Here is a 15,988-nt window from a genome sequence, read left to right as displayed (position 1 = left end):
GTTCATTGCGGCAGCCCGAAGACTTGCCGGTAGTCGGCCTTCTGGAAGACTGTGCAGGCGCCGTTGACGGTGGCATCGACGATGGACCGCCCGTCCCGCTCGTACTCGGCGCGGGCAATTCGGTAGGACTCCTCGGACTTGGCGAGGTCCGGGTTGTCCCAAGTTAGTCCCCGGAAGTATTCCGGGCTGAAGTGATTGGGGTCGGGACCTTCCAGACGGCAAGCCTGGTTTGGTGCGCCCGTATATAGATAACGGTGATCCATGCCGATGATGATGACTTCCTTGAATCCGAGGTAGTGGGCGACCTGGAGCGCTGCATAGGTGACCGTCCAGCCCTCGTGGACGCCCCGGGAAATGTCCCTGCAAAAACGCGCAGGGGGATTCTGCGTTTCGATGTGGTAGGTCAGCGCATCTTCCGGCAGGAGCTCGGCGTCGCGTCGGCTGATCATCTTGACGCAGGTCATCGCCTTTATTTCCAGGACCGACTGAGCGATCACTCTCTGGTTTACGGCGATGTAGTAGCGCGGGTAGAAACAGAATTTCTTCAGGCCAAGGAAGATCTTGTTGACACCGATGACCGTTTCGCTGCGCAGGAAGCCGAGATCCATGAGATTGAGCGATGGCCCATTGGCGACGAGGACCGCGCGCTGGTCGTAGTGGCGATCCTTGAGGCGGCTGAGGACGGTTTCAACAGTCATCGGACGCTTGCCATCCGCTTGCGACCAACGGCAGTTCGCGAAAAGGATCCGAGATACTCCAAATCCGAGGTTTCTTTCAGATCGTGATCGATGAACTGCTGGACCCCTGGCCATTCTCTGGCATTGTAGTCATCAAAAATGACATAGCCACCCGGCTGGAGGATCGGGAAGTAGTTATCGAAGTCAAACTTGACACCCTCGTAGCTGTGATCGCCGTCGATGATGATGAGATTGATCGGAATCTCTTGGACCGAGACGATTGCTTCGGGATCAGTGCTGTAATGCTTGATCAACCGGAAATCCTTATCCGGGACGTTCGCGAGTCTCATGTTCCGCAGGAAAGTAAGGTCATTCACCGGCTGATTCAGCAGGGCATCAAGCGCCTGTCCGTAGTAGCCATCGAATGGGTCAAGGCAAACAATCTGAACATCCCGGTAACGCGTGATTGCATGGTTGTACAGGATGGCGAGGCTGATCCCGTATAGCGCACCAATCTCAAGGATGCCGATTTTCTCTCCGAGGACACATTCGGCGACCAGCTGACGGGCAATGCCATCCTGAACCGTTGTTGCCAGACGACCGATACAGTTACGCTCGGTCTGGATCAACTTCGTTGCCAGATAGTCCACATAGGCCGACTTGATTCCCTTGAGGCCCAGGTTCCTTTCCGCGAAGTCGCGCAGGGATTGGTTGAGTGCTGGCGTCAGAGTCCGATTGTGCGCGTACGGGTTGGGGTTGCTTGCCCTGAGGTCCGCGTTGACGGCTGCCGTGACCTCTTTCGTGATCTCTTGCTTTGCCCTGTCAATCGCGGTGCGGAAAGCCGGAGCGGGCAGAACGGCGTTCTGGCGCAAGTCCACGTCTGACGGAGTGGTGTCGGAGGTGCCGATCATGGGTAGTCCGAGCTGCGCGAGTTGCTCGCCGGTTCGGGCATGTGCAATCAGACGGGCCTCACTTCCGGGACTACCTGTCGTGATGGCGCTGTTGAAGTGTCCTAGCGCACGGGCTCGTTGCCCGGCCAAGGCGGCTGCTCGGCCGAGACTGTTATGGACTCCAGCCGCCAGTACCTGTGTCACCAGCTTCCTGCTGCAGCCCCAATCGAGAGCGAGTTGGGCAAGCTGCCTCGCAGTGCCCGTTTTCCCTGTTTGCAGGTGGCCGGCGGTGACCAGCAAGGCCAGCTTGGCGCGGTCGGGGTGGTGCTGCAGCATGTCGCGGTCGATCTGCGCAAGGCTCTCCCAGTCACCAAACTGCCATTGCGTCCGGGAACGTTCAAGGAGATTCTCGTCGTAGGGGACGTGAACCGCGCTGGTCGACACCTCGTCTGCAATGAGCTTCGTCGTCTCTGCTTGTGTTTCACGTCGAGTCGGTGCAGTGCTGACCTGACGTGGCTTGCGGGTGGGGGATCCTGCATTGCGGCGTACTGCTGCCTTGCCATGGGCTTCCGCGCCCGCCTCGGGGGCTTCGTCTTCGATGTTCCCGTTCACGATACGGTGTCTCTCAAGGAGGCCTCGCACCGACCGCTCGGCACGTCGGCAAGACGACTGGTTGCTCCGCTCAAACCCCTGAGCGACATCCTGAGTGATGAACCTCCTTGCGCTGTCCGAGGCGTGACGTGGTCGAGCAACATGGACCGGCGATAGCGAGGCCGAAGCCGGGTGGTCGAACGAGATCTCGTGCTCACAGTCCGGGCTCCCGCAAGAGGAGGTCCTTGATCAGGTCAATCTGCGCTTCGGCTCGCAGCAACTCTTCATGCATGAGTTGCTGACGTGCCGACAGTTCCGATTGGGATGATTCCTTGGCCTGCATCTGCTGTTGCAGTTCGGTCAGTAGCCTTTGCCGCTCGGTCGCCACTCTGGCCTGGTCGTCGCGTGCCTGTGTCTGCGCCTTGACTTCTCCCTCAAGTCTTGCTCGGTGTTCGGTGAGCGCTGCCTTCTCCTGTTCGAGCGACTGTTTCGCCTTGGTCAGTGCTTCGATTTGTGCCAGTCGCTCTGCCGCCAGCTTGGCCTGCTCGTCGCGAACCTGGCCCACTGCCAGAACTCTCTTTTCGAATTCGTCGCGGCGAGCCGTCACCGCCGATTGCTGCTGCTCAAGTGACTGCTTCGCCTTTGTCAGCGCGTCGATCTGTGCCAGTCGCTCTGCCGCCAGGGTAGCCTGCTCGTCGCGGGCCTGGGCGATTGCTTGGACTTCTTTCTCCAATTCGTCTCGGCGAGCCGTCACTGCCGACTGCTGCTCCTCAAGTGACTGCTTCGCCTTGGTCAGCGCGTCGATCTGTGCCAGTCGCTCTGCCGCCAGGGTAGCCTGCTCGTCGCGGGCCTGGGCGATTGCTTGGACTTCTTTCTCCAATTCGTCGCGGCGAGCCGCCAGGGCCGACCGCTCCTGCTGGCGTTGGTCGCTGGCTTGGTTCAGCGCTTCGATCTGTGCCTGCCGCTCGGTTGCCAGCTTGGTCTGCTCGTCGCGGGCCTGGGCGATTGCTTGGACTTCTTTCTCCAATTCGTCTCGGCGAGCCGTCAAGGCTGACCGCTCCTGCTGGAGTCTTTCGCGGGTCTGGCTCAGTGCTTCGATCTGTGCCTGCCGCTCGGTTGCCAGCTTGGTCTGTTCGTCGCGGGCCTGGGCGAGTGCGTGAACCTCCTTCTCCAATTCGTCACGGCGAGCCGTCACGGCTGACTGCTCCTGCTGGAGCTTGTCGCAGGTCTGGGTCAGCGCTGCGATTTGTGCCTGCCGCTCGGTTGCCAGCTTGGTCTGCTCGTCGCGGGCCTGGGCGAGTGCGTGAACCTCCTTCTCCAATTCGTCACGGCGAGCCGTCACGGCTGACTGCTCCTGCTGGAGCTTGTCGCAGGTCTGGGTCAGCGCTGCGATTTGTGCCTGCCGCTCGGTTGCCAGCTTGGTCTGCTCGTCGCGGGCCTGGGCGAGTGCGTGAACCTCCTTCTCCAATTCGTCACGGCGAGCCGTCACGGCTGACTGCTCCTGCTGGAGCTTGTCGCAGGTCTGGGTCAGCGCTGCGATTTGTGCCTGCCGCTCGGTTGCCAGCTTGGTCTGCTCGTCGCGGGCCTGGGCGAGTGCGTGAACCTCCCCCTCCAATTGGTCGTGGCGAGCGGTCAGGGCTGACTGCTCCTGCTGGCGCTGTTCGCTGGTCTGGGTCAGCGCTTCGATCTGCGCCTGCAACTCGGTCGCCAGCTTGGCCTGCTCGGCACGGGCCTGACCCAGTGCCTGCACTTCGCTCTCCAATTCTTCTCGGCGTGCTGCGTGGGCCGAGTGTTCTCGCCGCAACTCCTCATTCGTTTGGCTCAGGGTCTCGATCCGGGCCTTCTGCCCGGACAACAACGTTGCGTGCTCCTCTCGAGAGCGAATGAGTTGTGCCAACTGGCTTCGTTGCTGAACAAGCTGCGACTCCAGAACAACCTTCCAGTCACGAACATAGAGCGCCAGGGCAACCGCAGGGTGCCGTTCCTGTTCCAAGGTCAGCAGGCGATAACCCGTTGGCGCAAGCAGAGCATCGACTTCATCCTTGCTCGCGCCGCTGGCGGATGAGAGAGATGCGTCGGCGATGACTCGGGCGACCACGACATCCCAGTTGGGCAGACTATTCGCGGCACCTGAGAGGATCCGCGCGGCGGGGAAACAGTCGATGACTGCCCAAGTGAAGATGCCGGCAGCCTGGGCGCTGGTCTCCAAAAAGCGGTCGACCGTGCTCGCCCGAATGCGTCTCGATTCACGTTCTTGCAGGTTGCGCCACAAGCATGACAACCTTTCTGGCTCGATCAGGCCGCTTTCGTTCTGGCTGGACGCTACGTGAAACACCTCTTCTTCGTCCGTATCCGCCAGCAGCACGGTATGAGCGCTCCAATTGGGTCTACCTTGGACGGCCGCTGACAGGCGAGCAGCGAGATGCTCGTCCGCCTCCACGAACACAGCTGCGGCAGTCTCCACTTGGTTGCACAAGGCAATGGCCCGCGTTCCGCTGCCTGCACCCACATAGAGGACGCCACGCGGAGGCATGCTCCTGCTGATCACGGTCAGCCATTGCTGCATCGATAGTTTAAGTTGCATATGTGCCTGACCTCTACGATACTCGCTTCCAGATCGCCCACCAAGGGACGGGTTTACGTCTCTCGAGCCATGGGGCTAATTGATCTTGGAGTTTGACGCACAAGGAAGCGACGCGTATGGCCAGGCGGCGCTGGTCATCGGAACCACGTTCGGCGGGCGACACGAGCTTCGGGAACCGGAAAGCGAACTCCCACACAAGCTCCACATCAGTCTCGTCGACCGTGATGTCGGCCCTGACCAGTTTGGAGTAGCGATTTCCCGGCTCAACGTCCGTGGCGAGCGGTCGGCCGTTGAGGGTCAGTACCATGCCGGACACGATCTCCGGTTCCATCGCGTCCACCACGCAGATTTCCAGAAGGTAACTCCCTGGCGCCATCGCTGGCACCCTCAGGGTGCTGCAGGCTTCCGGACCGGCCCAGCGACCGTCGTGCTCGGCATAGTACCAGTTGTCACCGTCTATTTCCCTGCGCAGGTCGTAGAGTATCTCGGCCGGCAGCGACTCGGCGATCGCCACCCGAGGTAATGGCTGAGGATCGCCGCGGGCCAGCAGTTTCTGGTTCTCGACGTAGTAGCTCTCGAGTTCTTCCTGCACCTGATGGAGCTGTAGCAGAAGGAGTTCGTTTTCCTTTGCGAGAGCATCATGCTGCGCTTGGATTTTCTCTAGGTTGGCTGCGGCGGGGGACACACCTACAGACTGCGCGGCAGCAAGCTGGACCGCACGTTCCGTTGCCAGCCGCTCTTGTTCGTCTCTCGACTGAGTCAATGACTGCACTAACCGTTCGAGGTCTCCTTTCGTTTTCGTCAGCGAGTCGACCTGCGCGATCTGTTCCTGTCTTGCCTGAGTAAGGGTCTGAGCGCTTTGCTCCAGTTCGGCGCACCGCGACGAGAGAGTGGATTTGACGCGCTCGAGCGATTCCAACTCCTGTCGCTGCTTCTGTCGTTCAAGCCAGTGTTGCTCCAGTTCTTCCTGTAGCTGATGCAGTTGCAGCAGAGTGAGTTCACTCTCCTGCTTTACTCTTGCCAGTTCGGTCGTGTTGGCGGTGGATGCGAAGTTTGCCTCCGCAAGCCGTGCTTCACGCTCCGTCGCCAGCTTCGCTTGTTCGTCTTTCGACTGAGTCAATGACTGGACTAGCCGCTCAAGGTCTCCCTTCGTTTTCGTCAGCGAATCAACCAGAGCTGCCTGTTCGTGCTGCGCCTGAGCCAAGGACTGAACATGTTGCTCCAGTTCGGCGCTGCGTAACGAAAGAACAGACTTGTCTTGCTCGAGCGTAGCCAACTCCTGTTGCTGTCTCTGCCTGTCAAGCCAGTGCTGCTCCAGTTCTTCCTGGACCTGATGTAGTTGCAGCAGGGTCGTCTCACCCTCCTGCGTCACCCTCGCCAACTCGCTGGCGGTGGCAGTGGATGCGGCGTTTGCCGCGGCAAGTTGTGCCTCCCGTTCCGCTGCCTGAGTTGCCTGTTCGTCTCTGGCCTGGGTCAAAGCCCGAACCACCTGTTCCAGTTCTGCCAGCCGGCTCGCCAGGGACGATCTTTCCAATCCCAACGCTTCAAGCCTTTCACTTTGCGACTTGAGGATCGTCGCGTGCGTCGAGACGACTTTGGCGTAATCGTTCCAGGCATGCGAAGCTGATGTCAGCGGCAAGACAAGGGGGAAGTCGGCGGCACTTTCCAGTTCTTCGTACAGGGTACGGGATTCGTCCCGTTCCCTCACCAAATCCTGAGCCAGGTACTCGCGCAAGAGAGCGTCCGTTGGCGTCGACGGAGGCGCGGTAAGGCCGGCCCGTTCGGGCAACAGGGGCAGTCCGAATGCTTTGGCGACATGCTTGGAGAAGGACTGAGGCGACTGACGCACGGCCCCGGAATTAACCAGCAGGCAACGCTCCTGATTCGCGTAGTAGAAGCGCAGCAACTCTGTGTTGAAGTCCTGCCAAATGCCCAGGATGCCTGCAATCTCATCCTCTCCGACAGTGTGGCCTTCCAATGCCCCTCCCAGTGTCACCGCTGGAGAATCGTAAGCCAGAACGAAACTGATCGTCGGGTCAAAGCTCTTCCAGAAGTCCAGCAGGTAAATAATTCGGAAGTCCACCCATCCCCAAGCCTCTACGTCGAGATTGCAGAGAAAGATGTCTGTGGCAAGATTTCGCCAGGGCTTGTCCGGCATACGTTGCTCGATGTGGGAGCAAGCCAGGTTTTCCAAGCCAGTCAGTCGATCGGCAGCGATGATTCGGTCATGCAGTACCGTTGGAGTGATGCCTTCAGCTGGCGAGCGCGCGGCGACGACAAGCCCTGCGGCCTCAAGCACCCGATGGGGCAGTTCGTACCCCGGTTGCGGAAATGCGCAGGTCAGAATTGCTTTCAAGTGTCTCTCCGTCATTCAGCCTAGGACTGTCCTTGGCACTCAGAGATGGCGAACAACTTCCGTGCTCGCCATGCGTCAAGGCGAGATCTGAAAGAAAAGGAAAACGCCCAGTTCGCCGCCATGGTCCGTGAACTCCACATGAAACCTGCGCACGCCGGCACCCTGAAGGATAAACAGTATTTCATTGAGATGGTAGGGGTTCATCTGCATCTCAGGATCTGCCCCAGGTTTCCGGATTGATCCAGTTGCCCTCCACGCGCTGGCCGCGCTTGGTACCGATTGCGGAGCAACACCATACGTCGCCGCATGACAGGTCTTGGCATACGAAAAGTGAAGCGCGCCGACGCCTCCGGCACTGATACGGGGCAACATCTGGCGAAAAATCATCCGGCCACGCTCGGGAGGGATATGCTGAAAGACGATGAAGGAATGGATCAGGTCATACCTGCCGCTCAATGTGGAAAGCTGGTCGTCGGAGAGCAGCAGTTGGGCATTGCTGACGCCGAACTCGTCGCAGTTCCTCTTCGCTTCTTCGAGCATCGACGGGGAGACGTCGAGCCCAACGACTTCTCGGGCAACTGGGGAAAAATGAACCAACAGACGCCCCACGCCACAGCCGAAATCGACAACTGACGCCGGGTCAAAAGCGGGGTTGATGTATTTCTGGATCATCTCGAACACGAATTTGACGTGGGCTCGTCCGGATTCGAAAAACTCGTTCCTCGCCTCAGTTGTCAACTCGGCTCGCCTGAACTTCTGGTTTGTGATGACGCCAAAGTACGGTTCTTTGCGCCCCCATTCTTCCCATGCGATATCGGTACTCAAGCCTGCCATCCCTTTGCTCTTGCTTGGCCCAAACGATCGACTCCTTGCAGGAAATCGCACCACTGCGGCAGGATCAGATCAGGCAGGTAGCGACGGGCGGTCGAGGCACCCTTGTGCACCAGTTCCAGCCGCCTTTCACGCTGGCCGGGATCGACTACAGCGGCGATCGCCCCAGCCGCTTCTTCAATGGAATACGGGCTGAAATACTCCGCAGCATTGCCGTAGACCTCCCGGTGTACCATGATTTCTGAGGCTACCACCGCACCTCCGCTGCGCATCGCTTCGACTCCCGAGAAATCGAATCCTTCGCCAAAGCTTGGGCATATCGTTGCTCGTGCATGCTTGTAAAGCAACCGCAGTTCAGGAGCCGGTACATCCGCGAGAACGAACATCTCGCCGCGCTCCATCCAAGGGAGAAACTTCTTGACGATGGCCTTGTGTCCCCAGCCGAGCATGCCGACTACCACGAGTTTCAGGTTTGGAAAACGCTCGGTGCGCAACTTCTCCCACGCCGCGAGCAACGTCGTGTGATTCTTTCTGGGCTCGACGGTGGAGACAATCAGGATGAAGTCAAGCTGCGCCGATCCGGTCCCGGTCGAGTGCTCCAGCGCTAAGTTTGCCCGTACGGGAATCCTGTCATTCCGTCTGGTGGCGATGATCTCGGGGATGCGCACGGGCGACGACTCTTCCGGGAAGTAATGGTGCGAAACCATATTATATATGGTCACCGAGCGTGACTCGGCCTGCGGGAAGATCGAGAGAAGGTCGCGGCGCGTGGCGTCAGAGACGCATGAGAAGAAGCCGCCGCGACTGACATTGTTCCGCAGCGCGTGGTAGTGCGATGCCTGATGGTAAACCTTGTCGGAAATCGTGTGCGGCATCAGGAGCGGGATCGCGTCGTGGTAGCGGACAACGAGTCTGGTCGATGGCGAAACGATTGCCGGGTACGGCGTTTCGACGATCATGACGTCGTAGTCGCTGGTGTCGAGGCGGGGGTAGAGCGCGTAGCCAAAGTTCCTGAACAGCAATGCGCAACGATGCATGGCAGTCCATGGCACGCGGGCGATGCGGAAGTCCGCGGATGTCACCGCATCGAAGTTCTCGTACGGCAAGGTTCTGGCAAAGAGCATTCGCCAGATGAAATCGCGGAAATGCGTTGCATCGAATCGGCCCAGGCTTTCCCGGCCACCAAACACGCGGCGCATCGCCATTCCGACCGCAGCCAGATGCGCATTCGCCATCTTCTGCTGTAAAGAGACGACGACACGTGACAAACGGTTGACCTGCCTGTCCCGGCTCAGCGGCGCGTGCCAACGACTTTCGACCGCAGGCAGCCCTCTTGCGAGGACATGACCAGCGCTCTGGATGAGTCCCTCGACATTGATCCCGGGCAGGGTCCTGAGACCATTGAACAGGAGACGGGTTTCCTGCGGAATTCCCGCATGCCCGTCAAGAGCCGGACGCATTTCCAGAAGCACTCGCATTGGGACCTTGGCTGGTTGATCGTCGTTCACGTTACGACGGAAGCTAGAATTCCTTCTCCGGCAGCGAGAGGTGTGGCTGCTCGTGAAGAATTCTTTGGTAATAGTCATAGGCGTGCGCCACGCTGTCAAAAGCGTGCAGCTTTCCGTCATGAAGGACGTACGCGGTCTCACAATAAATCTTGATCGCATTCGCGTCATGGCTTACCAGGATGTAGGCTCGATCCTTTCGCTTGTGCAACAGTTCGTAATGGCTTTTCTCATGGAAGCGGACATCCCCTACGACCATCGCTTCGTCGATGAGGAAACAGTCAAACTCGACGGCCATAGACAGCGCAAACGCCAAACGAGTAACCATCCCATGAGAGTAATTGACGACGGGCTCGCGGAAGTAGGGACCGAGCTCGGCAAAGTCTTCCACGAACGGGATGAGGGGCTGGTAGTCAACACCGTAGACTCGGCAGACGAACTTGAGGTTATCCAGACCCGTCAGATGTGTCTGGAAGGCCCCGCCGAAGGCGAGGGGCCACGAGACACTCATGTCCCGGCGAATGGTTCCCGCTGTGGGCAGGTCCGCGCCGCTTAGGATGCGGATGAGTGTCGACTTGCCGGCGCCATTGCAGCCGAGAATGCCGAGCTTTTCTCCCGGGTGCACTGTCAGATCGATCCCGTCGAGCACGGTGTGCAAGCCGTTGCGCGTGCGATAGCTCTTGTGGATTCCGTGCAGCCTGATCATCTCGTCCGCACCCGCCGGCCGGCCTCTCGTGCAAGCGCCAGTCCAATCAGCATGAGCACGAGGTTCGCGCAGGAAAAATAGACCGGATCGCCATAGGTCGGTACGAGGTCACCAAAATAGCCATGGCGGATCATTTCGACACCGTGCACCATAGGCAGCCAAAGAACGGCTTCCCGTGCCGCTGGCGGCAGCCAATGCACCATGAATACGGCGCCCGAAAGAGGGAACAGGAGATAGGTCGCGATCGGCCATGTGCGCTCGACGGTTTCGGAGTACTCCGAGAGCGCACCAACGATCAGCCCCAGGCCGAGGGAGAACCAGGCCATCAGAAGCCAACCGCCGATGATCGGCCACGGGTCTTGAGGCCACTCCATGGCGCCGACGCTGGCAAAGAGAATGGTCAGCGCCGCGATTGAAGCGGTGGCTCCTACCCATTCGAGAAGGATTCGCGCGAGAAAGATGTCGAGGACATTCACGTTGCGGTGATACATCAACGGACGGTTCGACTCGATTGCCTTCGAGCAGCGATTGGTCGTATTGCGCCACATGAGGACTGACGAATATCCCGTGATGGCGAAAGCGACGATCGGCATGTTGGAAACAGCGTTCCCTCTTACCAGATACCACAAGCCAGCGACTCCCAAGGTGAACAGTGCCGGTTCCAGTATGATCCAGAGTACCCCAAAGCCATGTCTGCCATAGCGCGTGATCGCCTCGCGCAGCAACAGCGCTCCGATGACGCGCCGCTGGATGGCGCCTGATCGGGCCAAGCTGTTCTCGCCTAGGGTGGTCAATCCTGGTGCTCCTTGATGCCTGCGAGCATCATGGTCAGGACACCCCATGCGATCACTCCGAGGACGAAGACCGCAAGTATTGCGCGTAGGCGACGTGGTTCCATCGCCTGGTCCGGCAGACTGGGCTGCGCGATACGTTCAAGGTAAAGTGTTTGTCGCTGTGCGTCGCTGCGCGCTTGCTCCAGCGAGGCAAACGCACTGGCGAGCTGCTTGTCGGCAAACTCCTTCTCCAGCGCCAGCCGCTGGAACTCCGCCGCCTTGCTGGCAAGCGAGCGGCCACCCCCGGTAACCCGGGCGGACTCGAGTTTGACTTCGTCCTCGAGCACCTCGATGCGTTTCTTGAGTACCGGGATCTGTGGGTTGTCTTTGGTGAGCATCTGCAATTGCAGGAGCTGCGTCCTGGCAGCAATGAGCTCCTCCTGTAACCTGGCGATCTGCTGCAGGGGGATTTCTGATTGTCGCTCAGGGTCGATGACGCCTTTCTCGTTGCGGTAGCGGGCGAGGGTCAACGCCGCGAGCTTGGCTTTTTTCTCGGCCTCGATCACTTCGTTGGCTGCGAAACGAATCATGTCCTGTCGTCCACGTTCGTTGAGGCGGTTCACCAGTGTCTCGCTCATCTCTAGCAGCATCTGGTTGATCCGCAGAGCATCTTCCGCAGCGAAGGCGCGCACGGTCACGGTGGCGATTGAAGATGCTGTGTCGAATTGCGTGCTGACGACCACCTTCTGGTAATACCGGTGCAGGTTCTCGAAGCTGTCGTCCCGGTCCACGCCCGGGAAGCGCCTGAACAGGTCTCCTTGGCCAAAGGCGCGGCGCAGGTTCAATTTCTCGTCAAGTGCGCGCAACGCGTCGCGTGAGAGGATGAAATCCTGCACCGTGTAGCTGTCGTCCTGAGATCGGGTGAAGCCGGCTCCCTTGAAGATGAGACCGAGCGGCGAAGTCGTCTGTTTCTCGGGGCTGCGTACGACGAAGTGGGATTCGCTGATGTAGATGTCCGAGGCAATGGGGCCGAAATACAGAACGGCCAGAAACGTCGGCAAGACCACGGACAGCCAGAAAAGTCTGTGCGTGGTCCATGATTGCACGAAAGTCGCGCGGTTGCATTTGCTGGCGATGGAATCGATTAACGTCATCGTTGGAATGGCTAGCTGTATGGAGCCCGTCCAGCGTCCGCCCCCATCCGGTGGTCCGGGCAGTCCTCAACTCGCGGGCAAGTCGGAGCGTGATCAGGAAAAGGCGCCAATGCTACACCAATGGCGGCCTGTTTTGTTGCTCCTTCGCTCTGTTTGGCATGCAGGGCAGTAGTGCAACTCGTCGCAGCCGCCATCCAAGGGGCGAAGGGGCAGGCCTCGTCAGGGTTGCTGTGTTGGCGGTGGCATGTCGCTACCAACGCGCGCAGGCAACCACGGCAATCCCGTCTCGAGGCGGTGCACGGTCGCCGGCACTGCCGTCGCCAGAGCTTCCCGCGTGTAGTAGCCGCCGCGCACGTGCAGCGCGCCGGCTAGGAGGCGAATGAAGTCGCCTGCGAGGTCGGCATCCGGTGCTGCCGGCGCTTGCCAGAAGAGGTCCAGCGGGCCGGCGAAGCTCAGGCCGGCCACGTCGAAGATGGCGCTGCCCATCACCTTGAGCGGGCAGCCGACCAGCAGAGCGGACAGGCCGACGGTGCTGTTGACCAGCACGCAGCCCGTCGCCTGGCGCAACATGGCGACGATGTCGCCGCTGCTGACGCAATGAACACGGCTGGCGACCCCAAGTTGCGCCGCGATCTCGCCGACCACCTTCGGCCAGGGGGTGAGACCGGGGTCGAGCGGGTGCACCTTGACGACCAGGCGGGACGGTGCGGGCGAGTGCGCGGCGAAGGAAGCGATGATCTCGCGCGCAGCCGTCGGCATGTCGGGGTAGCGCGAATGGTCGCGAATCTGGTAATCGGTCGAGAGTTGCAGCGGCAGGACGAAGGTCGGCAGTTCCTGCCGTTGCAGCGCGTCCAGCGTCTGCGCCGTGCGTCGTCGCTCGCCGCCGCCGCAGATCCAGCGCCGCAGCCAGCCGGCGTACTCGGCGAAGGGGTGGTGAATCGCGTGCCGACGGTAGCCCGGGTAGAGTGGTCGGGAAAGCACCTCGGCGACGTTGTAGATGACGTCCAGCGTGGCCAGTCGCCAGAACGGGGTGGTGCAGCGCACGGCCAAATCGGGCACCGGGTATTGCTGCGCCAGCGAGCGGATGAGTGCGGGATCGCGCGGCATCCGCGAGTAGGTGCCCATGCCGTCACGTTCGAGAACCAGCCAGTCCGGTCGCAGGTAGCCGAGTTCGCTGCAGATGATCTCGGCACCGCGGGCGCGAGCCTCCTCGATGGCAATCCGGTGATGTGGTCGCCGGTCACCGAGCAGGAAGAGATGCGTGATCGGTTGCTCATCCAGGAAGCGGGCGATGTAGTTCCGCCAGCCGTCGATGCCGCCACGGTAGTCGCGTGCCGGCAGGCGCCAGAACAGCCGGTCGCCGAGATGCAGGTTGATGCGCGAGACGCGGTGGCCACGTGCGATCAGCGCGCGTGCGACCTCGTGCATGTAGAATGACGACGGTCCTTGGAGAAAGAGAACGTGCAATGTTCTGTCGAGCTGTTGTCGGCTGAAGTGGTGGCTGGCCATGCGGGCGACCGGTCGCCCGCCTGCGACCGGGGTCCCCGGACTGGGCCGGGCTGGCGATGATACGGCAAACACGTTGCCTCGTGGTAGCCCCGTGATGCCGCGGCGCGGAACGATGGCGCCGCGCAGCGTGCTGATCACCGGTGCCACCGGCGGCATCGGCGGTGCGTTGGCGAGAGCTTACGCCGAGCCGGGGCGGACACTCTTTCTGCAGGGGCGGGACACGCAGCGGCTCGCTGCGGTGGCGGAGGAGTGCGCGTTGCGCGGTGCGCGCGTGCTGACCAAGGTTCTCGACCTCCGTGATCGCGTCGCGCTCGTGGCATGGCTGCAATCGGTCTCGTCTGCGGAGCCGCTGGACCTCGTGATCGTCAATGCGGGCGTCAATACCAGTATCGGGGCTGACGCCGCCGGTGAGCGCTGGGCCGCCGTCGAGGAGTTGATCGCGGTCAATGTGCTCGCCGCCATGGCGACCGTTGACGCTGTGTTGCCGGCGATGCGCGCTCGCCGTTCGGGGCAACTGGCGCTGATCAGCTCGCTTGCCGCCTACTATGGTCTGCCCGTGACACCGAGCTACTGCGCCAGCAAGGCGGCCCTCAAGGCCTACGGCGAGGCCATCCGTGGCTGGCTGGCGGGCGAAGGCGTGCGCGTCAGCGTCGTCATGCCGGGCTACGTCGAGTCGCAGATGTGCCGCGAAATGCCCGGGCCGAAGCCCTTCCTGTGGTCGGCCGAGCGTGCGGCGCAGCACATCCGGCTGGGCCTGGCACGCAACCGGGCGCGCATCAGCTTCCCCTTTCCGCTCAATCTCGGCACCTGGTTGCTGGCAGTCCTGCCGCCGCCCGTGTCCGAACGGCTGCTGCGCCTGCTCGGCTATCGTGGCTGATTCGTTCTCGCCGGCCGTGCTGCCTGCCGTGGCCTTCAGTGGCGGCCTGGCGCTGCTCGTCGAACGCCTGCTCAAGCCACCGCCGCAGGCCTGCTGGCGGCGACCCGTGGCGGCGCTGGCGATCCACTTTGGCCTCTGGCTGTTGTTCTCGAGCGTTCTGCTGCTGCTTCTGCAGCGCCCGCTGTTCGCCGCCAGTTCGTTGCTTGCCGGCTTCCTGTTCGTCGTTCTGGTCAGCAACGCGAAGGTGCATTCGCTGCACGAACCCTTCATCTTCCAGGACTTCGAGTACTTCAGCGATGCCCTGCGCCACCCACGCCTCTACATGCCGTTTCTCGGCGCTGTACGGGCGCTCCTTTCTCTTTTCGCCTTTGGCCTGGCGATTGCCGCCGGGTTGACGATGGAGGAGTCGCTGGTCGGCCGGATGTCGATCGGGGAGTTTGTCACGGGTGCGGCAACATTGGCGCTGGCCGGGTTGCTGCTGCTCTGGTTCGGCGCGCGGCACAGGCTCGCCGTCAGTTTCGACCCGACCGCCGACTTGCGGCGGCTCGGTATGCTGACCGCCCTCTGGCGCTATGGCGAGGAGGAGCACGTGCGCTGCGACGCGCAATCGCCCTACGCCCAGCCCGCCTGCGCAGCCGCAGGCGCCGCCGGGCTGGCGACGCTGGTGGTCGTGCAGAGCGAGTCGTTCTTCGACCCGCGGCGGCTGTTCTCCGGCATCCGCAGCGATGTGCTGGGCGAGTTCGATTCGCTGCGCCGCGGCGCCATCTGTCACGGGCCCCTGCAGGTTGGCGCTTGGGGCGCCAATACCGTACGCACCGAGTTTGCCTTTCTCTCCGGTCTGGCTGCCGAGTCGCTTGGCGTACACCGTTTCAACCCGTATCGCCGGCTTGCGCGGCAGGGGGTGGCGACTCTCGCCACCGTTCTCCGGCGTCTTGGCTACCGGACGATCTGTGTGCACCCGTACACAGCCAGCTTCTACTCTCGCCACAAGGTATTCCCACGGCTTGGCTTCGACGAGTTCATCGACATTCGTGCCTTTGCCGGCGCCGCGCGCGACGGTCCCTACGTCAGCGATCTGGCGGTCGCCGAGCATGTCGCCGCCTTGCTGGAACAGGCTGCCGGTCAGCCGTTGTTCGTCTTCGTCATCACGATGGAAAACCACGGTCCGCTGCATCTCGAGAAGATCGCTCCGGGTGACGAGGAGCGGCTCTACTCGGCTGTGCCGCCGGCTGGCTGCGAAGACTTGACGATCTATCTGCGGCACCTGGTCAACGCCGACCGGATGGCCGGCCGGCTGCGTGCAGCGATCGATGGACTGCCTGGCCCCGCCTGCCTGTGCTGGTTCGGTGACCACGTGCCGATCATGCCTCGCGCCTACCGTGCCCTCGGCGTCCCGGACGGGCGCACCGATTACCTCATCTGGCGCAAGGGGGATCGCCCGGCCACGGCAGAGCCGCGCGAACTGCCGGTCGACGAACTGGGTGGACTCATCCTGCAACACATGGGTGTGCTGGCATCGCACGAGTGAACGAGGG

Annotated in this window: 12 protein-coding genes; 2 read left to right on the top strand and 10 right to left on the bottom strand. The window is 61.4% G+C overall.

Translation table 11 applies throughout. From position 1 onward, the window contains the following. Nucleotides 1-2 precede the first annotated feature (2 nt). The 10 genes from HT579_14410 to HT579_14365 all read right to left on the bottom strand — a co-directional run bounded on the left by HT579_14410 (nt 3) and on the right by HT579_14365 (nt 13,576). Nucleotides 3-698, bottom strand: coding sequence for a DUF115 domain-containing protein (locus tag HT579_14410; protein ID QKS30006.1), 696 nt, complete (start codon nt 696-698; stop codon nt 3-5). Next, on the bottom strand, nt 695-2,179 hold the full coding sequence (locus tag HT579_14405) for a class I SAM-dependent methyltransferase (protein ID QKS30005.1): 1,485 nt from the start codon (nt 2,177-2,179) through the stop codon (nt 695-697). The genes HT579_14410 and HT579_14405 overlap by 4 nt, the downstream gene beginning before the upstream one ends. 193 nt (nt 2,180-2,372) lie before the next feature. Next, a complete protein-coding gene (locus tag HT579_14400) occupies nt 2,373-4,742 on the bottom strand; it encodes a hypothetical protein (protein QKS30004.1) in 2,370 nt (789 codons plus the stop codon). A gap of 13 nt (nt 4,743-4,755) precedes the next feature. Further along, nucleotides 4,756-7,098 carry a hypothetical protein gene (locus HT579_14395; protein QKS30003.1) on the bottom strand — a complete coding sequence of 781 codons (2,343 nt, stop codon included), beginning with the start codon at nt 7,096-7,098 and terminating at the stop codon, nt 4,756-4,758. A 75-nt stretch (nt 7,099-7,173) separates the two neighbouring features. Further along, on the bottom strand, nt 7,174-7,923 hold the full coding sequence (locus tag HT579_14390; protein QKS30002.1) for a methyltransferase domain-containing protein: 750 nt from the start codon (nt 7,921-7,923) through the stop codon (nt 7,174-7,176). Then, complete coding sequence (locus tag HT579_14385; protein QKS30001.1) at nt 7,920-9,401, bottom strand: glycosyltransferase family 4 protein; 1,482 nt, start codon at nt 9,399-9,401, stop codon at nt 7,920-7,922. Before HT579_14385 ends, HT579_14390 begins: the two co-directional genes overlap by 4 nt. A 49-nt stretch (nt 9,402-9,450) precedes the next feature. Beyond that, entirely contained in the window at nt 9,451-10,140 is a 690-nt protein-coding gene (locus tag HT579_14380; GenBank protein ID QKS30000.1) for an ABC transporter ATP-binding protein, read from the bottom strand. Then, entirely contained in the window at nt 10,137-10,982 is an 846-nt protein-coding gene (locus tag HT579_14375; protein ID QKS29999.1) for an ABC transporter permease, read from the bottom strand. Before HT579_14375 ends, HT579_14380 begins: the two co-directional genes overlap by 4 nt. After that, entirely contained in the window at nt 10,931-12,067 is a 1,137-nt protein-coding gene (locus HT579_14370; GenBank protein QKS29998.1) for a hypothetical protein, read from the bottom strand. Before HT579_14370 ends, HT579_14375 begins: the two co-directional genes overlap by 52 nt. Nucleotides 12,068-12,286: 219 nt before the next feature. Further along, nucleotides 12,287-13,576, bottom strand: coding sequence for a capsular biosynthesis protein (locus HT579_14365; protein QKS29997.1), 1,290 nt, complete (start codon nt 13,574-13,576; stop codon nt 12,287-12,289). Between the two features lie 94 nt (nt 13,577-13,670). On the opposite strand from HT579_14365, the gene HT579_14360 reads away from it, so the two are divergent. Beyond that, nucleotides 13,671-14,453, top strand: a complete 783-nt coding sequence (locus HT579_14360) for an SDR family NAD(P)-dependent oxidoreductase (protein QKS29996.1) — start codon at nt 13,671-13,673, stop codon at nt 14,451-14,453. Then, nucleotides 14,446-15,981 (top strand): LTA synthase family protein, encoded by a 1,536-nt coding sequence (locus HT579_14355; GenBank protein QKS29995.1) that lies wholly within the window; start codon nt 14,446-14,448, stop codon nt 15,979-15,981. The genes HT579_14360 and HT579_14355 overlap by 8 nt, the downstream gene beginning before the upstream one ends. The last annotated feature ends 7 nt before the right edge of the window (nt 15,982-15,988 follow it).

This window comes from Candidatus Accumulibacter similis (genome assembly GCA_013347225.1).
Lineage (GTDB): Bacteria > Pseudomonadota > Gammaproteobacteria > Burkholderiales > Rhodocyclaceae > Accumulibacter > Accumulibacter similis.
The sequence above is the reverse complement of the archived record's forward strand: the minus strand, read 5'-3'. Positions and strand labels throughout refer to the sequence as shown.

What these genes read in the sequence shown, in the direction of transcription:
- HT579_14410 (QKS30006.1), bottom strand. Translation starts at nt 698, where the DNA reads ATGACTGTTGAAACCGTCCTCAGCCGCCTCAAGGATCGCCACTACGAC.
- HT579_14400 (QKS30004.1), bottom strand. Translation starts at nt 4,742, where the DNA reads ATGCAACTTAAACTATCGATGCAGCAATGGCTGACCGTGATCAGCAGG.
- HT579_14380 (QKS30000.1), bottom strand. Translation starts at nt 10,140, where the DNA reads ATGATCAGGCTGCACGGAATCCACAAGAGCTATCGCACGCGCAACGGC.
- HT579_14375 (QKS29999.1), bottom strand. Translation starts at nt 10,982, where the DNA reads ATGGGGTGTCCTGACCATGATGCTCGCAGGCATCAAGGAGCACCAGGA.
- HT579_14370 (QKS29998.1), bottom strand. Translation starts at nt 12,067, where the DNA reads ATGACGTTAATCGATTCCATCGCCAGCAAATGCAACCGCGCGACTTTC.
- HT579_14365 (QKS29997.1), bottom strand. Translation starts at nt 13,576, where the DNA reads ATGGCCAGCCACCACTTCAGCCGACAACAGCTCGACAGAACATTGCAC.
- HT579_14360 (QKS29996.1), top strand. Translation starts at nt 13,671, where the DNA reads ATGCCGCGGCGCGGAACGATGGCGCCGCGCAGCGTGCTGATCACCGGT.